This is a genomic window from Tengunoibacter tsumagoiensis (assembly GCF_003967535.1).
Lineage (GTDB): Bacteria > Chloroflexota > Ktedonobacteria > Ktedonobacterales > Ktedonobacteraceae > Tengunoibacter > Tengunoibacter tsumagoiensis.
Genome location: NZ_BIFR01000001.1, coordinates 2717476 through 2740156, shown reverse-complemented (window position 1 = coordinate 2740156; position 22681 = coordinate 2717476). Strand labels below are relative to the sequence as shown.

Below are 22681 nucleotides of genomic sequence, written 5' to 3'. Positions count from 1 at the left end.
TTTTATATGATTGAAGTTTTTCTGCTGCTCTCTGGCGCTACGGCTTGTCTCGGCCCTAGATCATAGACGCGCCCTCTGACGAACCGCGTGCGACCCGGGCATAGAGGGAGAGGATACCACTCGTGTGGCGTGGAGGCGGTGGCACCCAGCGCGCACGACGCTCAGACAGTACACCTTCCATCTGGTTCTCTGAGAGGCGCTGGCCCTGTACGCCAACAATGGCGACCCTGCGCTCAGGCACATCGATCTCAATCAGATCGTTCTCCTCAACCAGGGCGATAGGCCCACCATCGAGCGCCTCGGGCGTGACATGCCCAATGCATGGCCCCTTCATCGCTCCAGAGAAGCGCCCGTCGGTAACCAGAGCCGTAGAGGTGTTAAGCGCGGGATCCGCCGCGAGAATCGTTGATGCAAAATACATCTCGGGCATGCCGTTGGCTCGTGGCCCCTCATAACGGATGACTACGACGTCTCCGGACGTCACCTTACGCTCCCTCAGTGCATCCAGAGCCGCTTCTTCTGTATCGAAGACCCGCGCCGGTCCCACGTGGCGATGCATCTCTTTGGGGACCGAAAAGGCCTTGATCACCGCCCCTCCGGGAGCCAGATTGCCGCGCAACACTGCGACGCCGCCATCGGATCCAAAGGGGTCCGAGCGCGGACGCAGAATCTCGCGCCGCGTCACCTTAACATTATTGAGGTAACCGATCCGTTCGGCGAAGAATCGGCTATGCTCGATCTCTTCCAGATTCTCACCCAGGGTTTTGCCGGTAACAGTGAGGCAGTCCAGGTGGAGCAGGTCGCGCAGCTCAAGCATGATGGCGGGCACCCCTCCTGCATACCAGAAATACTCGACCGGGTAGCGGCCTGTCGTCTTAACATTCGCCAGTACGGGCACCTGCCGATGAATCCGGTCAAAGTCGTCAATCGTGATCTCAACCCCGGCCTCGCGCGCGATCAGCGGTAGGTGCAACAACATGTTGGTGGAGCCGCCAACAGCCGCGTGAATGACGATGGCATTTTCGAAGGCCTCGCGCGTCAGGATGTGCCGGGGAGTGATTTCCCGCTCGATCAGGGTGAGGATCTGCTTGCCTGCAGCGCGTGCGTAGCGCAGCAACTGCGACAGCGGTGCAGGGACAATGGCGGAGCCGGGCAGTGCCAGGCCGAGCGCCTCCGAGATCACCTGGCCGGTGCTGGCACTGCCCATGAACTGGCAGGCTCCACAGGTCGGACAGGCCATCTGCTCGGCCTGCTCGAAGTCCTCCCGGGGGAGCTCGCCCCGCTCAAGGGCCATCCCCATCGGCCACAGTCGGTCCGAGGTCACGGAGTCGGGCGCGTTGAGTTGCGTCCCTCCAGGTACATGAATGGCCGGGAGGTTACAGCGGGCGATAGCCAGCAGGTGCGCTGGCACTGATTTATCGTTGCCTGAGATCAGAACCATACCGTCATGAGGGTGACCAAGAGCGTGTATCTCGATCATGGCGGCCATGATATCGCGCGAGACGAGAGAGTAGCTCATCCCCTCATGCGCCTGAGCGACGCCGTCGCAGATGTCGCTGACGGTGAAGACGCCCGGTTTGCCTCCCGCCTCGAACACGCCGTTGCTCACCTCTTCGATCAGTGGCCGAAAGTGAAATGTACCCGGGTGTCCCATGCCATAGGCACTATCGACGAGCACCTGCGGCTTGGCAAGGTCTTCTTGCGTCCAGTTCATTCCCAGACGCAACGCATCGCCCTGATAATTGACCGCACGCAGTCGCTGGCTGCGCAGTTTTCGTGGATCTATCGGCACTCTCGCCCTCCTTTGCGATAGTGAGAATGCGGCAACAAAAGTTTGTTCCGTTTTTCCATCGCATGCCCTTTCATGGATAGTATATGGGTAGTATACCCGTATTTCTTCTGTCCATGAAAGTGGGGCAAACTCGCATGTCCAGGCGCGGATCGAGAAAAAAAGTGATGGTCGTCTCGAATACATCCGGACGCTGTTCAATTGGCTTCAGTTCAAATGAGATGCGGTAGCCTTCTGTAGCAAGAACAAGATTCTGTATCATATGCACTCCGTCTCTATTGTAATAGTTTCTTTTCTGAATGGCAGCTTTATGGCCATTGATCAATCTTTGGTGTTTTGCAGAAAGGCTAAATTTTGATAATTACTGTATATAGTGCGTTAATTTGGTCGCTTTAACACGTTTATAGAAAGAGGGCACCTTTGTATTCTTCAGATTCTTTTTGTTATCGCTCTCGCACATTGGGACTATTAGACATGCTATTGTGGAGGTCGAAGCATTGTTTATGCATATGCCTGGAGGTCAGATCAGTGTCTTCCTTTCCTATGCCCGCCAGGATACAAAGTGGGCAAGGAAACTGGATATGTATCTCAGCGTGATGAAGCGACAAGGGCTCATCTCAATCCACGATAAGGGGGAGATCGTTGCAGGAAAGAAACGCAATGAGACCATTGCTCACTATCTAGATCAGGCTTCCCTGATCCTGCTGCTAATCAGTCCTGACTTCCTTGCATCAGAAGATACATATACCTTTGAGATGCAGCGAGCCCTACAGCGGCATGAAGCCGGTGAAGCCAGAGTCATCCCTTTGATTGTTCGCCCTTCCGATTGGCAATCAACTCCCTTTGCCCATCTTTCCCCTTTGCCCACCAATGCCAGAGCTATCTCCATCTGGAGCAACCAGGACGAGGCATTTCTCAATGTAATGACAGGCCTTCGTCTGTCTATTGAAGACCTCTCAATGTTCTCTACAAAGACCTCCCAGGCACTTCGCACAGCTATCTGGAATGTTCCTTATCCCCGCAATCCTTTCTTTATTGGACGCGATGACATTCTTAAACAACTGCATACTCAATTACATAACGGTCAGCCTCTAGCACTGTCCCAATCCCCTCGTGCCATCAGCGGATTAGGTGGCATTGGTAAAACCCACATTGCTACTGAATATGCTTATCGCTATGCACAGGACTACGACGTAGTCCTGTGGGCACACGCTGAGAGCCTGGAGACACTTATCTCTTCTTTTCTCTCCATTGCCACTCTGCTTAAGCTACCCCAACGCGATAAGAAGGAGCAGGATTTTATTCTTTCTGATGTTAAAGTCTGGTTACAGACCCATCAGAAGTGGCTGCTCATTCTCGATAATGCAGATGAACCGGATCTCCTCTCTCCATTCCTACCTCCCTCTCCTGGAGGTCACATCTTACTGACAACCAGAGCCCCGGGGATGCAACGGCTTGCACTCACTGTAGAAGTGCACGCCTTTTCTGCTGAGCAGGGTGCCCTCTTTCTATTACAGCGTGCTGGTCTTCTGCTTCCAAAGGCGGCCCTTGATCAGGCTTTGGAGGAAGACCGCATCATGGCAATCCTGATCTCTCAAGAGCTTGGAGGGTTACCACTGGCCCTGGAACAGGCGGGAGCCTATATTATTGCAACTGGAATGAGTGTCCAGGAGTATCATGAGCTCTATCAAACCCATCGAAAATTTTTATTGGCCAGGCATGAACCTCTTGTCAATGATCATCCTGAAGCTGTAGCGACAACCTGGTCACTTTCATTCAAACGGATCCAACAGAAAAATCCAGCAGCAGCTGATCTCTTACGATTGTGTGCCTATCTTGCTCCTGATGCAATAGCCGAAGAGATTTTAACTGCAAATCCCTCTGTGCTTGGGCCAGTGCTTGCCTCTATAGGGACTGATGTCTTCCAACGCCACCAAGCAATAGAAGCATTACGCACCTATTCTCTGATCCAGCGCGATCCACGAGAGAAGATACTTTCGGTTCATCGGCTTGTACAGGCAGTTCTATGTGATGAGCAAGATGAAGCAGAACAAAAGTTATGGGCTGAGCGAGCCGTCCTGGCGATTAATGCCGCCTTTCCTTTCCCTGAACCGGCCACCTGGCCCCAATGTGGGCGGCTATTATTACAGGCTCTGGCAGCTGCACAGCTCATTCAACGATATCATCTCATACACTGGGAAGTAGGATGTTTACTCATAGTCTCAGCAGCTTATCTTCAAGATCTGGGTCGCTATAAAGATGCAGAGCCACTCTTCCTGCAGGCACTAAGCCTCTGGGAGCAGATTCTGGGGCCCGATCATCCGAATGTCGCTTCTCCACTGCATAATCTGGCGGACCTCTACAAAGATCAGGGCAAGTATGCCCAGGCAGAGCCTATCGCCCTCCGTGCGTTACGCATCAGGGAACAGCATCTAGGGACCGAACATTTAAATGTAGCCAATTTAGTCAATGGATTAGCAAACATATACGCTGGTCAGGGCAAGTATGTGCAAGCAGAACCGCTCTTTCTACGAGCGCTACGCATCTGGGAACAGAATTTTGGACCCGAGCATCCTCAGGTCGCCTCTGCCCTACATAACCTGGCAACTCTCTCTAAAGATCAGGGCAAGTATGTGCAAGCAGAGCCTCTCTTCCTGCAAGCGCTATACATCTGGGAACAGAATTTTGGACCCGAGCATCCTCAGGTCGCCTATTCTCTACATAATCTGGCAGATCTCTATGCGAAGCAAGGCAAGTATGAGCAAGCAGAGTCCCTCTTCCTGCAAGCTCTGAGCATCTGGGAACAGAGCCTGGGACTCGAACATCCAAGGCTTGTCTTTCCACTCAACGGATTGGCCAACCTCTACACTGAGCAGGGCAGGTATGAACAAGCAGAACGGCTCCTCCTGCGAGCATTACATATCTATGAACAGAGTCTGGGGAGGGAGCATTTGACTGTGGCTGCTACTCTTGAAAGATTGGCATTCATTTATACTAAGGCATGGTTCAAATGGAGTGAGAACCATGTGACACATGAGCGCGACGATTGACAAAAAGAATCCCTGAGAGATAAGGTGATTTTGACAAAAAAAACAACACCGTTCTCAGGGAGGAAACATGAATCATTGTAGCACGATTGAGCAGCGCGTTGATATCATTTCTCAGATGTTGGCCCAGCCACGTCATGGATTGGTGAGTCAGTTGAGCCGAACGTATCAGGTGTCCCGTCAGACCTTGTATCGGTGGGCGGCAAGCGGGCGCAAAGCGCTGCATGAAGCGATGGGTGCACCGCTGGTCCCACTGAAGCAAAAAACGTCGCTTGCCACACTGGTTCTGACCTTGTTGATCGAAAACCACGCCAGGTATCGAGGCATCCAATCGACGCTCAAACGGTTGCATGGCATACGCATCAGCATAGGAAGCATTTGCACGATCATCCAAGATGCGGGGCAACGTGCGCAAGCGTGGATGAACCGACAACGTGCACAAGCACCACGAACCTTGGCTCTCGATGAGCAATACAGTAGCCAGCGCGGCAAAGCCTATCTCAATGTCATTGATGTTCACAGCGGACAAGTGTGGGCGAGCATCCCTCCCGTGGCGGTCGATGGCGAAAGCTGGACGCTGGTGTTGTGGTCGTTGAGCGAACAAGGCATTGAGCCCGTTCACACCGTCAGCGACGGAGGCCGGGCCATTGCTGACGCATTGAGCCATCTGGAACTCGACCAGACCCATCAAAGAGATGTGTGGCATCTCTTTCACGTCGCGGCACAAGTTCAAGGGCGTCTTGAGCGAGCTGTGAAAGCCGAACAAGACCGCCTGCCAGCGCTGCAACGGCAAGCCGAACGCGTCGCGGCGGGAAAACACGTTCAAGGAAGACCATCGGGCAGAACGCTGCACCAACAGCACATCGTCCTGGCTCAAATGCAATCGGTTGCCGATGCGGTGCGCTATCTGTGTGAACAGTTGCATGCGTTGTTGGATGTGGTCGTGTTGCATGATGGGGCTATCATGAGCAGTTCGTTTCGAGAACAGGAACTGCAAACCATCGTTGCCCTGCTCGACGAGGTGGCGATGCTGGCGCAACCGGGCTTGCAGCAGCACCTTGCGATGCTGAGTAAGCAACTGCGTTTGGCCTTGCCTCATGCCTTGTTGTTTGCCCGACTGCTCGATGGCAGCCAGGAGCAGGCGCTTTCGCGGTTGGGCTCTCAAGCCGTCGCGTTGCTGGCATGGGCATGGCAGCGGCGAAGCGTGCTTGGCCCAAGCAGCCAGGATCTCTTGCGTGATCTTCCATCGCTGTGGCAAGCGCAAGCTTCCCTTCTCTTTACGGCTTGGGATCGAGCGGTTCGAGCCAGCAGTGCGGTTGAAAATTGGCACAGCATTGTGCGGCCTCATTTGGCCGTTCATCGCACGCTTTCTGCAGGAATGCTTGCACTGCTGGCTGTTTGGCAGAATCATCGGATTGCACCTCGTGGACTTCATGAGGGGCTCTCCCCTTTACAACGAACAGGATCGACCGAAGATCAGCCTGATTGGCTTGCCGCGTTGGGCTATCCTGTTCTTGTCGTTTGACTCTTGCCTCAACATCTTTCTCTCTTTCAAATTATGCTGATACCTTCTATTGGCATGCTCGCTTACAACATAAAAGATTGCCAGCTCTTTCATGACAATTGCCCTTCCTACCAGATATACTCTAAGCAGTAACGAGATTACAATCTTACTATAAAAAATACTTCTTATGCGATCCCTCACTGGAAAGGATAGCTTTATCATCATGTCTCCAGAAAAGCTCGCCCAATCAGCCTTTCTTGCTTATCCATTTATTGCACAGGAAATTGTTTTCCTTGGACATAATGAGAATATGACTTTTCGTATGTATGATCAACAGGCAAACTCTTATCTTCTACGCATCCATCTCCCTTTAACCGCTGGCTTTGCTGGCGATCGACTCCAGCCAGCGGGCATTCTCTCTGAACTGCTCTGGCTCGAAGCTCTGATCCGGGACACATCTCTCTCATTGCAACAGCCCATGTACACGACAAATGGGGCGCTGGTGGCTACGATCACAACACCGCAGGGCGAGGTGCCCTGCTCCCTTCTACGCTGGATTGAGGCTGATCCCTTCCCAAAACAGCCAACGTCTGATCAGGTTGCTTATCTGGGGAGAATCATTGCTACGATGCACCTGCATGCCCGTTCGTGGCGACCTCCGGAAGGTTTCGCTCGCCCAACCTATGATCTTGCTTTCTTTCAGCAGCATCTCGGGCTCCTCCAGGGCGAGCTAGGGAAAGGCGTCTTGCAACCGAAGGAGCTTGAAGTGCTCGCCCTGGTAAGCGATAAGATCCTTACGCTTATCGCCCAACATCAGGAGCCACTGATCCTGGTCCATACCGATCTGCATCGTGGCAATCTTCTGGCCTCAGGAGCAAACGTTTACCCGATTGATTTCTCGCTCTGTGGCTTTGGACTGCCTCTCTTTGATCTAGGTATTGCCCTTCTCAGTGTCCCGACAGCCCGACGCCAGGAGCTTATCCAGGTCTACCAGCAGCAGCAGCCGCTCTCGACAACAGAGCTGAAGCTGTTGGAACCGCTCGCACTCTTAAGCCGGATGTGCGCCTATGTCTATGCTCTCTTTAACCCCACACAACATAAATGGCTACAAGAACGAATCCCGCGCTTTACCGCTAAAGAATGTCGGCGCTTTCTGGAAGGACAATCCTTTCTCTTCAGTGAGAGCCAGCATCAGGGCTGAAAGAGTGGACATGCTTCGCGGAACTTCTGCACCAGAGCTTCAATATCAAGCATGGGTTGATGCATCACCGTCGGGAGTGTGAGATTGGCTGTGAGAATCTTGCGATTAATCTCATGGAGATCTTTTTGATATTCAGCAGCTGCTCGCTCGACAGCTCCGTTAAAGTTGCGCCGCTCATGGCCCAGAGGAGTGAGGCGTCGATTATGCAGAGTACGGCTCTGATGCAGGAGACGTGCGATCTTCTTTTCGGCTCGCTCACGATCCCGCTTGATCTCTTTACACAGCTCAAGCTCTGGCGGTGCATACCCATTCCTTTTGAGGAAGCGATAGGCCATCTCGTTCTCGCCAGCTTCCGGGTGAGCATCAAGCTCTAATGGCTTTCCTTCACCAGGCAGGTTAGTAAACTCACCTCGTGCCTGAGCTTCACGAATCATCTCTTCGATATAATCAACGAGCTGGCCACGCCTGGGGACGGTTCTAGGAATGGGCTCAGCATTCTGTTCTGCCTGTTGCCGCTTCTGACGCCAATCAACAAAATCCATCGGCATTCTTCCTTTACCAGGAGCATACAGCTCCTTGCTGCTATTCCTACTTCTTTCCTTTTGATTATAGCAAAAAAGAGGGTATGACAGGCAAGTCTAGCGTCTCTTTCGTTCGATAAATGTTGAGGCAATAGCCTGACGTGCAATTTCATACACATCGAGCAGGGGCAGATGATGTGCCAGGGCCAGCCGCTGACACTCCTCGTATTCGGGAGATGCACTAACCATTGTTTGACCAAGCAGCTTTACTTTAATCAGCATTGGACCAAGAGGTGTCTCAATCTGTTCTTGCTGTCTTTGCGCTTTCAGGCGTTGCATTGATTGGAGGCGCACGCCCAATGTGGTCGTCTCGCGCAGCAGGAGCGACGCCAGCCGCTCGCCATCGGGAAGGGCACAGATGACGGTAAGTCTGGTTGCAGGGCGATTCTTCTTCATCTGAATGGGAGTATAACTGACATCTAAAGCTCCCTGTCCCAACAGGCGCTCCATTAACCCACCAAGCAGCTCTCCACTCATATTATCAATATGTGTCTCGAGAAGGGTGATCCAATCCGTATCTTCAGAACCACTGTCAGAACCACCATGTTCAATCTGCTCACCCAGGCAGAGCCGCACATAGCCGCTCGCCTCCTCTGCAAAGCCTGATCCAATACGCTCAAACAGAAAAGTGGGAGCAGGAGATTGAAACTGGGCGACGGTAGCCAGAAGAGCAGCTCCGATGGGAGTCACAAGTTCGCCCTCGCTCTCCGTTGGCCGCCAGGGAAGCCCGGCCTGCCGGGCAATCTCTAACGTCCATGCCTGCGTAGCCAGAATAAGCCCTATCGGCGTCTGACGCAGTCCAGTGGTCAGAGGAAGAGAAGAAACGGAGCAGCGACTGATCCCCAGCTCGTGCAGGCCAGTGACCACTCCCACTACCTCTGCAATCATGAGAGGCGAGAAGAGCAACTCACTGGAACCTTGCTGTTGTTTGGCGACAAGCAAATGTTGGAACGTCGTATTGGCAGCTAGCTGAACAGCAGATGGGAGATGAGAGGCTGCAAGCAGTGCAGCAAGCTCAGAGATTGAACGGGATTGACCTGCTACAAGCAGATGCAGTCTGGTTCCAGCGCTGCCATAACGATGATCAGGCGAGGCCGTTACTGTTTTGAGCTCCAGTTGCATCTGGGAGAGCGCAGATCGAATGCTCTCCACAGGACAGCCTGCATCCAGGAGAGCAGCTAACAAGCTCTGGCCGCTCACCCCAGCCTGACAATCAAGATAAGCCTCTCGCTGTACTCTCTGCATCTTTTTTTAGAACATCAGGCAAGAAAACCAGCTTCGTGGATACATCGTCGGGTCTCTTCTGAAAATGAAGTTTGCATGCCGAGTAGTGAATCCGTTTCTCATGAAGGTCTACTCTGGCCAGAAAGAAAGAACATCACTCACAGGAAATTTCCACTCCCGCTAGCATCATCTTGCCTGATTGCTTAGCTCCCCTTATGATACTCAATGGCGTTGCGATACACCTCAACATATCTCACCGCAGATGCATGCCACGAATGATCTGCATTCATACCATGCTGCTGCAACGTGCGCCAGACGTCTTTGAAACGGAACACAGTAATGGCTCGAATGATTGCTGCAAAAAATTCCCATTCGTCATAATTATTAAAGACAAACCCATTTCCCTCGCCAGTCATCGGATTGTATTCCTGCACGGTATCGGCCAGGCCTCCAACTCGACGCACAATTGGAACACTTCCATAATGCATAGCGTTCATCTGACTCGTACCACAAGGTTCAAAGCGGGACGGCATCAAAAACATATCGCTGCCTGCGTAAATGTGCTGTGCCATCTCCTTATTGAAGGTCAAAAAGACCGCCACCTGTTCAGGATAACGGGCAGCCAGCCCCTGGAACGTCTCATGATAGTGCTGATCACCAACTCCCAACAGAACAAATTGAATGCCCTGTGCCAGGAGTGGTTGAATAATCTTTACCAGTAGATCAAAGCCTTTTTGATCTGCCAGACGTGAGATCATGGCCAGAACAGGGACCTCATCCTTGACAGGAAGGTGAGCTTGCTCTTGCAAGGCCTGCTTATTCTCTTTCCGCTTCTCCAACGTCGTAAGATCAAAAGGCGTGTGCACATAGGGATCGGAGGCCGGGTTGATCTCCTGATAATCAACACCATTTAAAATACCAAACAGCCGATCACGACGCGAACGTAAGAGATGATCGAGGCGCTCACCAAAGGTTGGAGTAAGAATCTCCTGTGCATAACGTTCACTGACGGTTGTGATCGCATCAGCAAATAAAATGCCGCGGGCCATAATATCAACGACATTGGCCAGCTCGGCGATTTGAGGATAGAGAAAACCGCCTGCAGCCACACCAGCCACCTCCAGTAACCGATAGCCAAAAATACCCTGATAAGCCAGATTATGGATCGTGTAGACGGCAGCAGTATTCGCATAGAAGGGATCATCGCGATAGACGGTATTCATCCAATTAGGGACGATCCCAGTATGCCAATCATTACAATGGACCACATCAGGAGCCCACTGTAAGACACGCATCACATCCAGAGCCGCACGACAGAAGAGGACAAACCGCTCACCATCATCGGTGTACCCATAAATATTCTCACGATCAAAGTAGCGAGGAGCATCAATCATATACACAGGTATATGGTCGCCAATCTCCCCTTGCGAGACGCTCACAGGTACTTGAAAACTGCCCATCTGGACAGGAACATTCTCCAAAATTGTCTTTAATTCAAAGCGCTCGGCATCTACCTGCCGATAGCGTGGCATTATCAAGCGTACATCGTGTCCCAGAGCGTGAAGCTCTTTCGGGAGCGCTCCAACAACATCAGCCAACCCCCCAACTTTCGCAAATGGGACAATTTCAGCTGCAAGGATCAAAACCTTGAGAGGTTGTTCGGACTGCATACAAGTTCCCTCCCACGTACAATTTGTCCTTCATTATACCATTTAGAAAGCAGAGGGGGGAAGGAAAAACGCGCCAGTATCACTTGCATACAGCAAATTCAACTTTTTGCTGATCCTTCCATCCTCTTTTTCTCTGTTACTGACGCTCAGCTCTCCATAAGATACTGGTTACCCCTCGTGGATAATAACGACTCCCTTTTGCCAGCCCGGCAACGATCTGATCACTCCAGGCCCAATAGCCGTTCTCTGGCGCTGTAAGCCAGTTCACATGGGCGGCATCCGCTGCTTGCCCTCGTTCGTCCCAGGGAAGATGCAAAATCTCTCGCGCCACAAACTGGCAGAGATAGATCTTGCTCAACCAGGAGTTATTACTCGTAGAAGAAAGCTTCCACCCTCCATCTTCAAACAGACAGATTCCAGGCACTAATATCGTCTGCAAATGGATCTTCAATGCCTGTAGATAGGTGCTAAAGCGCCCATCAGGATCTACTGCTGCACGATTATTAGTAAAGAGCGGAAAGACTAATCCTTCAATAGCTGGAATAATTCGTGACGTATTGCCACCTTCCAATACAGCCGGAATGTACCCATCAGGCGTAAGAGCGGCTGTTAAGGTCCGGGCACATCGCTCGGCCTGCTGTCCTGCCTCATGAGACAGTTCTGCCAGCCCAAACTGGTTAAAAATGGTTTCCAGGGCGAGATAGGCCGACCAGGCTTTACTTCCCAGGTAAATGTTGTTGCGCGCCTGACCCAGAGAAGTATCCAGGCTATCATACGTTGTAATCTCACTACAACCAGCTGCACGGGTTGTGTCCAGTCCCATTAATCCATTGCGCAATGCTGGATCAGGATGATCTCTGTTAAGCAGACTCTGGAAACAGGCCTCAAAAATAGCTAGCCGCTGCTGGCCCCATGCTCTATCGTCCGTCTGCGCAAGATAGACAGAGGCGCAACAGATCCAGTTTACTAGCTGTTCATAGGTCATGTACGAGAAACATCCATCAATACCCGGTGTTTCGTAGGCTGAATAGTGCGGACGGGAAAACGTATTGGCAACGCCCATATCATGAGGAAAGCTGATGCCGCCAGGATAGGACATTTCATCACCGGGAAAATGCACACGATCCTCGTAGGCATAACGCTCAACGAACAGGTCAAGCTCGTTGCGCACAGTCCAGGGATGCATCTCCATCTCATAGAAAAGTTGATCAACCGTGAGATCAAATGTATTCATCATCCGATACTCGCCCTCATTGACAATCCAGAGTGGACGTCCCTCGGAGGCAAGCAGTTGCGTACTGCCATAATAACTATGGATGGCATGAGCAAGTTGAAATTTCTGCTCGGAACTGAGCGTCGATGCGCTTACTAGCGTATTGTCCTGCTCACAGGCTGCTGCAAGCTCACTATAATGCTCCAGGGCATACTCAGCGACGGCCTCGATTGAGGGAAAAAGGTGGGTGTAGTAGTACGTAGTATCCAGCCCGGCTGTAACGCGTCCATCACGATAGAAACAGATGGCAAAGTGAAAGGTCTGTTTGACTCCAGCTGGTACATCAATCACCAGGGCTCCCGTCGAGCCCAGTCCAAATGTCCATTGCTCCTGGTGCCTGGCAGTTAAAATCGCATCCAGGCTAAATCCAAGGGCTGATTGTACAGACTCATCTCGCGTGACAATCGCTGTCTGCCTTCCCTGGCCAATCCCCTTTAATCTGCCTTCGGTCGTGTCATCCAGACGCCGCATCGACGAATAAGGATCATTTCCTCGATATCCAAAGAAGGCTCGTCTGGCATGGGAACACTGCGTATTGTCGATCGTTAACTCAGCAAAAATAGCGGGCAGGAGAACGCGTTTGAGCTCTTCATCGCTCGCGTGCTCTGGATCTGGTACTGTCCGAACAGGAGAAAGAATGCGAAAGGTGAGCTCTTTCGTCGACCAGGTATCGGTCGCAACCTGAAAATCTCGTTGGATCTGATCTAAGGCAAAGGGAACCAGGAGCGATCCATCATCTTCGCTTCCCTCAACATCGTAGCGCTTCCGCTCATTCGTCGCATCTGCAAAAAAAGGGAAGGACTCAAATGATTTTCCATCCAACGCTTCAAGACCAATAAAGACACTCTGGTCCGCTGGCTTTCCTAATTCCAGACCTAATCCGCCACTGGCACCTGGATAGCCCAACGTAAAAGAGGCGAAAGCTCCAATAGGAGCGTGCTGCGCGTTAAAAAAGATATTTGACATCACTGTTCCTCGGATCTACAAAGATATATGTCACCATACGATGACTATAAGATTCATCGTTGTAGTATCAACTCTGTTTTACCCTGTACAGTATATTCCTTACCTGCTGCAGAGAACAAGGTCGTAAAGAAGAAGAGGGAAGTGCAGCGAGCACTTCCCTCTTCTTCTTTATCATGCAGCGAAAGAACAGATCAGACTTTGTAGCGATTCCGCGTCAAGAAGTAGAAATGGACGGCTGCAAGGATGCCTGTGATAATCAGAACCACAAACGCATCAATGCTGGCACCAGGAGCGAACGTAATATTTGGCTCGATCTCGTCGGCGAACGATGGGATGGAGAAGAAACCAAAGGCCCCAATATAGATAAAGAGGCAGGTCCCCACGACCAACCACATTCCCAGACAGCCCAGATTATTCTCACCAATGACCGCAAACTCGTTACGAGCAATCACGGCCCAGATCGTCGCCAGAACGAGGATCGCCACACACAGCATCATCGCCTGAACCAGTTGATCTGGAGCTGTGTGCATCAACAGAGCCGTAAAAGCCAGCACAGCCGTCAGCACAACACCAGTGATCACAACGATATTGCGATGGGACTTCCATCCCCAGATCCCAGCCATGAACAAGATGAAGAAGTTCATCGTCACAATGGCATCGGCCAGATACCCGGCATCCGCAGAGAACGAACAGCTCGCTGGAATCTGATCAGCCTTGGAACACAGAGTCAAAAATGACCCCAGACCAATAAAGGTCCAGCCATGGACCCAGGCAATCAAAGGATAGACAAAGAACCAGGCCAGCAGCAGGATTGCGCCCAGTTGAGCCAGTCCGAGAGCGCCAATCATATACAGAGCAGGCATCGTCTTTTTACGGATCGGACGCATCAGATAATGCAAACGAAGAGCAAACGCCCCAAACGCCAGGAAGATAGCAGAGCCCAGCACAATGCTAATCAGCAAGGTCGCCAGTTTCAAGCCAGCAAATGGATGTCCTGGCAGCAACTTCGCCCCCCAGCCAGCCTCATTGTTCATCGTATAAGCAACCAGGAACACAATGAGCAGCAGGATTGAGCCAATCATCATCCAACGAGCACCAGGAGTAAAGCCCAGATCGCGGCGATCAGAATCATGCTGCTCGCGGCGAGCCAGAATGCTATAGAAGATCGTCGCCACACCTACGCCCAGGAGAGCCAGACCAATGGTCAGCAGATCCAGAGCCTTTGGCTGAAACCAGAGGAACTTTCCACCCCAGACCGACCACAGATCGGTCGAAGCCGTTGGGAAATATTGATTACAATCGTGGTTCGCTGGCGTACAACCAGTCGTCGTGACCACAATGGAAAGGATCAGACCCAGAACAGCCAGGACAGCCCCGGCGCCCGTAAAGAGAATCGGAGGCAGCACAGGCTTTGGATCGAACAGCAGGACAATGACTTCAATCACAGCAAAGCCCGCCAGACAGACCACGCCCAGGCCCAGTGTCCCAATCTCAAAGCCCTGTAGGCTCGAGGCGGTCAACTGAATGTAAATGTATGAAGGGAGCTGCCCAATAAGAATCGCGGCGATAAAGAAAAACCCCACGGCAAAAATGATTGCACGCGCCCACGAGATTCTTTCAGGCAATTCACGTTGTTGCACTTGTTGCATGAATTGCAATCCCTTTCAACATGTCGAACAGATCGACATGATCGGTGATCAGCAGAGAACCGCGCCCCCGAAGGAGCGCGTTTCACAAAGATTAGGGAACGATAGTTAATTGCGCCAACATATCTGGATGAATGCGGCAATAATAGATAACCGTGTGATCAGGATTGAACGTATACGCCTCCTGAGTCACCGTATAGGTAAAGGTGTCATTGGTCTTCACCAGATTGCTGCTATCCCCTTTTGAGGAATCGAAGATCTGGGGAGCATCTTTATGCGTCGCGGTATCCTGACCAACGATCGCGGTTACCGTATGGGGCTGGCTCGAGTGGTTCGTCCACGTAATAACCGTGCCCACTTTGACCTTGATATTGATGGGTGTGAAACACGATGTCTTGCTATCACACGTCACACCTTTATCACCGGGATTGACCATATCCAATGAAACCGTCTTCTGAGACGTCAGATCCTTCGCCTCACCGAACTGGCCTGTTGCCCCATAGGAGACAGCAGCATTGTACTGTGAAGACGCATTCGCCTGGAGATAAGCAGGCAAGGTCGTAAAACCATTCGCCTGACCAGCATAGCCATGCAGCTTCAAGTAGCCTGGATCGGCTGAACGGATGAAAGAGCGCAGATAATCAATATCATTGCTTAAGAGCGCACCACCATACAGATCACTCTTCGGGATAGCGCTCAGGCTCACAGGAGCCGGTGCATTGGGATTATAGACGCCTGCACTGATAATACGCGTGATATCATCATCGCTCAGCTTATTAATTTCTTCAATAGTATAGCCATTGTATTTGGGATTGATGACCTTATCGTCCTTAATCCCATAACATTTATCAGTGCAGTACTGGGCGTAGAGTGCCTGACCACGCTCGACAGCCGTTGAAAACAGCCTGGTCTGAGCCTCTGCGTGGTTGTTTCCCTCGACAATCCAGAAGACTGGAATCATCAGAGAGACAAGAGCCAGCATCGCCAGAGCGCCATACCCCGTCTTCTCTACCGCATTTGTGCGCGAATAGAATACATACAGCAAGCCAGCAATGACTACCAACAAAACGATGATACCCACAACCGCTTGACCTAGATTTGCCATAACACACAACCTTCTGATTGATGCCTTGAGCTCCCAGCGTCAGGAGCAGGCCGTCTCACCACTGTTTTTGTTTGAAGGTGCAGACTGCCTCCCAAGCCATAAAGCTCAAGAGACAGTTGGTATTTCTCGTGCATCTCAGTCAGAGCAGACACGCACAAAAGGCCTGTTTCCTTCCCTCTCTGACAGAAGCCGCTTAGCCAGAACAGACCACGCTTGGAACAGGAATTAAGAGCGTCGTATTATCAGGGCGTGGAACCGTCTGATTAAGAAAACCCGTATTAATGATCACATCATCGCCCGAGAAGCTGATCTGGAAGCGATCCAGGCTTCTGGGGGCTGGTCCATCAATAAACTCACCCGTCACATTGTAATGAGAACCGTGACAGGGACATTTAAAGCTCACGCAACTATCCTTAAAGGGAACAGTACAGCCCAGATGGACACATTTTTGATAGAGCGCGATCCAATAGGAACCATCTTTATCCTTGACCACATTCTCAGATGCAAACTGGCTCTCGAGATTATTTCCTTCGAGATTAAACTTTGTCTCAGCAGCCATATGAATGACATAGGCACGAGCAATGGGGCGATGGTACACGCCCGCCAATTCAGCCTGAAATTTTTCTGGCAGAGCCGCGACAAATTCGCTTTTCTTGCCTACCGTCTGAGCCGAACCAAAGTCGCCTCCCAGACTTGGGTAGAGCATATCGAGGGCGCCAGCTACCGCCGCCGCCGTCGAGACCCCCCAGACCGCCAACATCGACCTGCGAAGGAAGCGTCGTCGTGAGAGCCGCTGCGATGCGATCTCCGCCGCTTCTGCTCCACCACCATGCAGCACTTCATATTGTTGCGGAGTAATGGGTGGTGTATCGATACTCATAGTTATCCTCTCTCCATCACCTAGAGATCAAAGTAAACATGCTGCCAGGGCCAGATCCAGACCCAACCAGGACCACGGAAAAAGCTACCAGCCAGCGTAATCACCGCCCAGAAGACCAGAAACATCGTAAACGTAACGATTGCCACCTTACGATCGGCATAAGCACGGCTTGGATTGCGGTCCACATATGGCAGAACTGCCAGAGCCGCCAGGGTCAGACCTGGCACCAACACACCAGCGGTGGTTGGCTTAAAGTAGTGCAATAACTCCTGCAAGCCTAAGAAGTACCAGGGCGCTTTGGCAGGATTGGGCGTGGTACTTGGGGTAGCTGGAGCCTGCAAAGGGGCATCAATTACCAGCGAAAGCAGAGTAACCATCACGGTTACTGCCGTCGCCGCAAAAAACTCCCTTACCAGCAAGTGGGGCCAGACGAAGACGGAGTCTTCGAGCGGCTTCTCCACACGGGTAATCGCTTCCTGCTTTACCACAGCCAGTGTACGATAACGCCGCTGCGTCGCCGCCGCCTGCGTTAGTACCTTTGGGTCTTTCTGTTCAATTGACATAGAGGTATCCTCTCAATAGCACCGTAGCTAACTCTCCACTAACGGGTAGCGGTAGACAACGCTCGCTCGCGGGCTTCCAACTCACGGCGAGAAGGTGGAGGAGGACCAGCCTCACCGCCATCCTTACGAATGCGCCAGAAGTGGACGGCCATCAAGATCGCACCAGCCAGAGGGAGCAGAATAACGTGACCAACGTAGAAACGGATCAGCGTTGCCTGCGCTACGGCCCCACCACCAACCAGCACTTTGTACACCGGATTGCCCAGCAATGGGGTGTAGGGGGCCAGGTTGGTTCCTACTGTGATAGCCCAGATGGCGATCTGGTCCCAAGGAAGCAGGTAGCCAGTAAAGCTTAAGAATAAGGTGACAAAGAAAAGCAGGACCCCAACCACCCAGTTGAACTCTCGAGGTGGCTTATAGGCTCCATGATAGAAGACACGGATCATATGGAGCGTCACCGAGACCACCATTAAGTGGGCCGACCAGCGATGCATATTACGCACCAGGTGACCAAATGAGACCGCGCTACTGAGCTGGTTGATGTTCTGATAGGCCACGTTGGTATCGGGCACATAGTAGAACATCAGGAACACACCGGTAATGGTTAAAAGTAAAAACAGGAAAAAAGAGATACCGCCCATACACCAGGTGTACGTGATTTTCATTGCTTGGCGGCTCACCTTCACCGGGTGAAGGTGCAGAAATACATTCCCCATCATCACTAACGACTGATTCAATGGCGTATCAGGATAGCCATGACGGAAAATTGAACGCCAGACCTGGCTCTCGACGATCTTCTGCGTTGCTACGTCGAGTAAGCTTTTATTCGTTGAGCTCACTGTGCCTCCTCAAAAAGGATTAAGACTTTTGACCCTCTTGGAAAGATATATCGCAAAAGTTCTTATTAATGTGTGGCAGATTATAACATACAGATGCCTTGACTGTCTAAAAAGGGCTAGCCCATACGACAATTCTTTGTGCCAAGACAGAGGTGCCGAACTCTTGCAGTCTTTACGACAGATTATAATGGATTGGAGCGCCCAGGTGGAAGAGTAACAGAGTTTTTACCCAAACGACTTCGGCCTCCATTGGACGGTTAAACCAAAGATACTCTGACACCTCCTCTGAAACATCAGGTACACACCTGATTTTTTTGAGGAATGAACCCTATTTTATGATCAAACCCTCTCTCTCTCTGTCCGTTTGACGTTCTGGAGAATAACCGATACAATTATTAAGAGCATCATAATAGAAGACATTGCGATAGAGAGAAGTTTTTGATGACGAATATTGGCACACCTTTTACAGAAAGCGAACAAAGCACCACATTTGTGCAGCGCTTGTTGAAGATTCCGCTGTTCTATCGCGTTCTGATTGCAAATAGCGGTATCATTTTTGTGGGGGCAACTGTCGGAACCTGGCTCGCAACACAGCTCAGCACCAATACCTATGCTCCGACCTTTCTGGTGATCTTTGTAACCGTTGGCTGGCTGATGAGTGTGGCTCTGAATTTTGTGCTCCTCCAATTTGCCTTTCGACCCCTGATGGATCTCGGCAAGGTGATGAGCCGCGTTCAGGCCGGGGAGCGCTCTCTCCGCGCACCCTTGACCGGCATAGACCCGCAAGCTGACCAGCTGGCACGCACGTTTAATACGATGCTTGAAGGCATCGATGAGGCAAACCGCCAGCGCGCCACTCAGATTTTTAATGCTCAGGAACAGGAACGCATCCGTGTTGCCCGTGAACTTCATGATGAGACCTCTCAAGTACTTACTTCGTTGCTTATTAGTCTGGCTGTCCTTGAGGAATCTATTCCTTCACCCGAAGCTCGCGAGCGTATTGCTGAGACACGCAGGCTGGCTCATCAGACATTACGAGCCATCCGCAATCTCAGTATCGATCTACGACCCAGTGCATTAGATGATCTTGGACTATTGCCAGCGTTGCGCTGGTATATAAAGGAATATCAACAAAAATTCTCGATTGAGGCGGATTTTCAAACGAGCGGATTCAAAGGCCGCTTACCCGCCGAGATGGAGACCGCTCTCTATCGTATCATTCAGGAAGCCTTAACCAATGTTGCCCGACATGGGCAGGCCCACAAGGTCTCGATTACCATGCGAGAGGATCTCGATGCTATCTATGTACGCATAGCAGACGACGGACGGGGCTTTGATGCCGAGCAGTTACGGAAGATGCCTTCAACAGGACAGGAGCGCGGATGGGGGCTTGTAGGAATGCGTGAACGCGCCAGCCTGTTAGATGGCACGCTCGATATCGACTCTCGACTGGGCAAAGGCACTGTCATTGAAGTGCGGATTCCACTCACGCAACAGCAGATAGCGTCTCAGCATCAAAACCAGCACGTCTCAAGTACGCTTTGAGTCAATTCAGTGACTCATTCTCCCTTATTAGAGGACCGGACAAATTCATGAAGATACGGATCTTACTGGCTGACGATCACACCATTTTACGAGCAGGGCTCAAAATGATGCTCAATGCTCAACCCGATATGGAGGTGGTTGGCGAGGCTCAGGATGGCCGACAGGCTATTCAAGAGGCACAACGGCTCCAGCCCGATGTTATTTTAATGGATATCACGATGCCCGATCTCAATGGGATTGAGGCCACACGTCAGATTAAACGCCAACAAACCGATGTCAAAATACTTATGCTCACAATGCATGAACATGACGAGTATGTCTTTCAGGCGCTACGGGCCGGGGCATCTGGCTATATGCTGAAGGAAGCTGCCGATACCGAGCTGATTACGGCGCTTCATGTGATTAAAAGCGGTCAGTTCTATCTTTCACCAACTGCTCAGTCGGTTGTGGTCGGAGATTACCTCCAACGTGTGCGCACTGGTGAGGAGCGCGATAGTTACAGTACGCTCACAGAACGGGAACGAGAGATTCTGAAGCTTGTCGCTGAGGGACATACTAATAATCAGATCGCTGAACGCTTGATTATTAGTCCAAAGACGGTTGACACCCATAGAACGCATATTATGGATAAGCTCAATCTGCATAGCCGCGCCGAACTGGTTAAATACGCGATGCGACGCGGCCTGCTAGAAGATTAATAGGTCGAGTCAAGCAGATGAAGGGGGGCGATCTTATTGATCGTCATCCTCATCCAGATCGAGGCCATCGTTGTTTTCTTCTGCAAAATATTCGTCGCTATAGAAGCCGACGTCCTTACCAACGTAGACGCTTACCAGAAAATCGTCGCGAGGCATATCCGCTGAGAGGACAAGATCCTCATCGATCTGCTCAATCAGCTTCGTCAGATCGGATTCCTCTAGCTCTCTCTCGAGAATAAGGGTGCCATGCACAGCTGTGGTGGTAAAATGAATGTCTACTGTGCCTAAACGATTATTACTCTGCAAGTTACTCCCCTGCATAATGTAATATCCCTCTGAATAAGGGGTTCGGAAATGGCGCTCGAAATGAATATCGTCCATCTTGTAGTCCATTTTGCGTCGCAACAGAGGGCGACGCGCTCCTTTCTCCAATGTGCTCTCTTCTATGCCAGACAGATGTTCTCGAATCAAGGCCACACATCTGTCATAAAGCTCTCATCTCTTTAGCAAAGCGACCGCACCTTATTATACCATATTTACACTGAAAGCTCTTGTAGAATAGAGCCAGTAGAGATCTCACGCCGCTTCCCTCTGTTGTGTCTTTTGTACAAAAGGGCCCGCTTAGATAAATTGCCAGGACGAATGCATGGGCGTAAAGACAAACTTTACTTCATCATCAAAGGAATCACCTGGAGCAAGCTGCGTAATCATATACAGACGGCTATTATACACCGTTGCCAGCATCAGAGCCTGGTACTTGACCCCATTTAACTGCAATGTGCCGTGGATCTGCTGCCAGGTACTTCCACCAAACGAAACTGGGGCATCAGCCTTCGCATCGGTAATTGTCAATAATTTGGCCTGACTCTGCAAATATTGCGCTGGATCGCTGGCAGTAGCATCAACGCTGATGGTAAACTGATCAATGGTGTCACTATCCGCAAGCAGAACTGTCCCTTTGTCATGGTGAACCTGAGCAGACCAATCTTTTGGATAGAGGAGCGAGACGTGAAGAGAAGCATCCTGAAATTGCTGGACCGGATCAGTCGTAGGATTCACGGCAAAAGGTCTGGCTACCACTACCCAGCTCCCAATACCCGCAGCAATCAATAACACAATGAGGACTATCGCAACGACCAGTGGTACACGGCTCTTGCGTTTTTTCTGCGTGGGGACATGGCTCGATGGAGCGACTGCCCCACCAGCAGGTTGCTGACCGTATTGGTGACCCGATCTCAGTTGCACTGGTGGAGTCACTGGCACCAATGGCAATGGATTGACTGGTCTGGGAGTTTCAGGGACTGGTGGCAATGGGGCGGCTGGCCGAAATGTTTGAGCCACTGGCGGCAATGGCGTCACTTGCTGCGTAGACTCAGAGCCACTACGCCTTTCAGGCGATTGAGAGGGTGCAGGGGTGTTATCGCGCACGACCGTAAAAGCCGCTTTATCAGCAAGCTTTGGCTCAAACCGTGGAGCTATCTTCTCTGCAGCAGGCATCTGAACGGTATTTAACTGAGAAATACTCTCATTCTGCTTTATGTTCCCTTGCTTCATAGATAGAGGTCTGGCGGGGCTTTCGGCAAGCAAAGGGCGCGTTGGTTGTGCATCTACATCCAATTCGTTGGGAATGGCTGGCACAGGTGGGTAAGACTCCAATAGTCGCGTTGGGAGATCTTCTACCTGCCCTTCATCTGGTAGGGGGTCTTGAAGGGACGATGCAGCGCTCCGGGCTGGAGCAGATTCTGAGCTCTCCTCTTCATCCCAGACCTTCACACGCAATTCTCGCACAGGTGGCTTCGCTGGCTGAAAGACCGTAGTCGGCAGATCTTCAACGCCTTGCTGCTTCTGAGCACCATCTCCTGCCTCGCTCTGCTGTTTTTTGTTATCTACAGGCTGCGAAGAACCACTCATTTTTTGGGCGAGCCGTTCATTTCTACCTGCTAATTGGCTCATCCAGGCGGGAGGTTCATCTTGACTGGCACGTGCAGATGACCGCTGTGCTTCAGACACAGGAGAACTTGCCGATTGCTGGTCGCCTTGTATTGGGGGCGGATCGGGCAATTGCCCACCACAGTGAGCACAAAAACGCGCGTCATCTCGCGGCAGTGGATTACCACAATGAGAACAAAGTATCGCCACGGGGCATCTCC

At 51.4% G+C, this 22681-nt stretch carries 17 protein-coding genes; 5 read left to right on the top strand and 12 right to left on the bottom strand.

The annotated features are described in order from the left end of the window. Nucleotides 1-55: 55 nt before the first annotated feature. Nucleotides 56-1792, bottom strand: coding sequence for a dihydroxy-acid dehydratase (gene ilvD, locus EL628_RS10730; RefSeq protein ID WP_126579945.1), 1737 nt, complete (start codon nt 1790-1792; stop codon nt 56-58). A 500-nt stretch (nt 1793-2292) separates the two neighbouring features. On the opposite strand from ilvD, the gene fxsT reads away from it, so the two are divergent. The 3 genes from fxsT to EL628_RS10715 all read left to right on the top strand — a co-directional run bounded on the left by fxsT (nt 2293) and on the right by EL628_RS10715 (nt 7541). Continuing rightward, complete coding sequence (gene fxsT / locus EL628_RS10725) at nt 2293-4839, top strand: FxSxx-COOH system tetratricopeptide repeat protein (protein ID WP_126579944.1); 2547 nt, start codon at nt 2293-2295, stop codon at nt 4837-4839. A 67-nt stretch (nt 4840-4906) separates the two neighbouring features. After that, entirely contained in the window at nt 4907-6361 is a 1455-nt protein-coding gene (locus tag EL628_RS10720) for a hypothetical protein (protein ID WP_126579943.1), read from the top strand. A gap of 202 nt (nt 6362-6563) precedes the next feature. Continuing rightward, entirely contained in the window at nt 6564-7541 is a 978-nt protein-coding gene (locus EL628_RS10715) for a phosphotransferase enzyme family protein (protein WP_161975407.1), read from the top strand. Here the strand turns inward: EL628_RS10715 and EL628_RS10710 are convergent. The 9 genes from EL628_RS10710 to extP all read right to left on the bottom strand — a co-directional run bounded on the left by EL628_RS10710 (nt 7532) and on the right by extP (nt 18288). Continuing rightward, the gene (locus EL628_RS10710) at nt 7532-8083 is read right to left on the bottom strand and encodes a DnaJ family domain-containing protein (protein WP_161975406.1); all 552 of its coding nucleotides are present in this window, start codon (nt 8081-8083) and stop codon (nt 7532-7534) included. The genes EL628_RS10715 and EL628_RS10710 overlap by 10 nt on opposite strands. Before the next feature lie 96 nt (nt 8084-8179). Continuing rightward, the gene (larC2, locus tag EL628_RS10705) at nt 8180-9367 is read right to left on the bottom strand and encodes a nickel pincer cofactor biosynthesis protein LarC2 (RefSeq protein ID WP_126579940.1); all 1188 of its coding nucleotides are present in this window, start codon (nt 9365-9367) and stop codon (nt 8180-8182) included. Between the two features lie 182 nt (nt 9368-9549). After that, complete coding sequence (locus EL628_RS10700; RefSeq protein ID WP_126579939.1) at nt 9550-11016, bottom strand: glycogen synthase; 1467 nt, start codon at nt 11014-11016, stop codon at nt 9550-9552. Between the two features lie 136 nt (nt 11017-11152). Further along, nucleotides 11153-13255, bottom strand: a complete 2103-nt coding sequence (locus tag EL628_RS10695; protein ID WP_126579938.1) for a glycoside hydrolase family 52 protein — start codon at nt 13253-13255, stop codon at nt 11153-11155. 191 nt (nt 13256-13446) lie between these two features. After that, nucleotides 13447-14904: a hypothetical protein gene (locus EL628_RS10690; RefSeq protein ID WP_126579937.1), complete on the bottom strand. Its 1458-nt coding sequence runs from the start codon at nt 14902-14904 to the stop codon at nt 13447-13449. 91 nt (nt 14905-14995) lie between these two features. Next, complete coding sequence (locus tag EL628_RS10685) at nt 14996-16006, bottom strand: cupredoxin domain-containing protein (protein ID WP_126579936.1); 1011 nt, start codon at nt 16004-16006, stop codon at nt 14996-14998. A gap of 193 nt (nt 16007-16199) precedes the next feature. Then, nucleotides 16200-16886 (bottom strand): QcrA and Rieske domain-containing protein, encoded by a 687-nt coding sequence (locus tag EL628_RS10680; RefSeq protein ID WP_126579935.1) that lies wholly within the window; start codon nt 16884-16886, stop codon nt 16200-16202. A gap of 20 nt (nt 16887-16906) precedes the next feature. Beyond that, nucleotides 16907-17449, bottom strand: a complete 543-nt coding sequence (locus tag EL628_RS10675) for a cytochrome b family protein (protein WP_126579934.1) — start codon at nt 17447-17449, stop codon at nt 16907-16909. A 38-nt stretch (nt 17450-17487) separates the two neighbouring features. After that, complete coding sequence (gene extP / locus EL628_RS10670; RefSeq protein ID WP_126579933.1) at nt 17488-18288, bottom strand: selenite/tellurite reduction operon b-type cytochrome ExtP; 801 nt, start codon at nt 18286-18288, stop codon at nt 17488-17490. A gap of 441 nt (nt 18289-18729) precedes the next feature. On the opposite strand from extP, the gene EL628_RS10665 reads away from it, so the two are divergent. Then, nucleotides 18730-19833 (top strand): HAMP domain-containing sensor histidine kinase, encoded by a 1104-nt coding sequence (locus tag EL628_RS10665; RefSeq protein WP_126579932.1) that lies wholly within the window; start codon nt 18730-18732, stop codon nt 19831-19833. 47 nt (nt 19834-19880) lie between these two features. Beyond that, nucleotides 19881-20531 (top strand): response regulator, encoded by a 651-nt coding sequence (locus EL628_RS10660; protein WP_126579931.1) that lies wholly within the window; start codon nt 19881-19883, stop codon nt 20529-20531. Nucleotides 20532-20564: 33 nt separating this feature from the next. Here EL628_RS10660 and EL628_RS10655 read toward each other — a convergent pair whose 3' ends face one another. Next, nucleotides 20565-20963, bottom strand: a complete 399-nt coding sequence (locus tag EL628_RS10655; protein WP_126579930.1) for a hypothetical protein — start codon at nt 20961-20963, stop codon at nt 20565-20567. 189 nt (nt 20964-21152) lie between these two features. Continuing rightward, nucleotides 21153-22670 carry a zinc ribbon domain-containing protein gene (locus tag EL628_RS10650; RefSeq protein WP_126579929.1) on the bottom strand — a complete coding sequence of 506 codons (1518 nt, stop codon included), beginning with the start codon at nt 22668-22670 and terminating at the stop codon, nt 21153-21155. Nucleotides 22671-22681 lie beyond the last annotated feature (11 nt).

Excerpts from the sequence above, each read along its gene's own strand:
- EL628_RS10710 (WP_161975406.1), bottom strand. The coding sequence starts at position 8,083 with ATGGATTTTGTTGATTGGCGTCAGAAGCGGCAACAGGCAGAACAGAAT.
- EL628_RS10660 (WP_126579931.1), top strand. The coding sequence starts at position 19,881 with ATGAAGATACGGATCTTACTGGCTGACGATCACACCATTTTACGAGCA.
- EL628_RS10715 (WP_161975407.1), top strand. The coding sequence starts at position 6,564 with ATGTCTCCAGAAAAGCTCGCCCAATCAGCCTTTCTTGCTTATCCATTT.
- EL628_RS10720 (WP_126579943.1), top strand. The coding sequence starts at position 4,907 with ATGAATCATTGTAGCACGATTGAGCAGCGCGTTGATATCATTTCTCAG.
- larC2 (WP_126579940.1), bottom strand. The coding sequence starts at position 9,367 with ATGCAGAGAGTACAGCGAGAGGCTTATCTTGATTGTCAGGCTGGGGTG.
- EL628_RS10700 (WP_126579939.1), bottom strand. The coding sequence starts at position 11,016 with ATGCAGTCCGAACAACCTCTCAAGGTTTTGATCCTTGCAGCTGAAATT.
- fxsT (WP_126579944.1), top strand. The coding sequence starts at position 2,293 with ATGCATATGCCTGGAGGTCAGATCAGTGTCTTCCTTTCCTATGCCCGC.
- EL628_RS10685 (WP_126579936.1), bottom strand. The coding sequence starts at position 16,006 with ATGGCAAATCTAGGTCAAGCGGTTGTGGGTATCATCGTTTTGTTGGTA.
- EL628_RS10675 (WP_126579934.1), bottom strand. The coding sequence starts at position 17,449 with ATGTCAATTGAACAGAAAGACCCAAAGGTACTAACGCAGGCGGCGGCG.
- EL628_RS10665 (WP_126579932.1), top strand. The coding sequence starts at position 18,730 with ATGACGAATATTGGCACACCTTTTACAGAAAGCGAACAAAGCACCACA.
- EL628_RS10690 (WP_126579937.1), bottom strand. The coding sequence starts at position 14,904 with ATGCAACAAGTGCAACAACGTGAATTGCCTGAAAGAATCTCGTGGGCG.
- EL628_RS10695 (WP_126579938.1), bottom strand. The coding sequence starts at position 13,255 with ATGTCAAATATCTTTTTTAACGCGCAGCACGCTCCTATTGGAGCTTTC.
- EL628_RS10680 (WP_126579935.1), bottom strand. The coding sequence starts at position 16,886 with ATGAGTATCGATACACCACCCATTACTCCGCAACAATATGAAGTGCTG.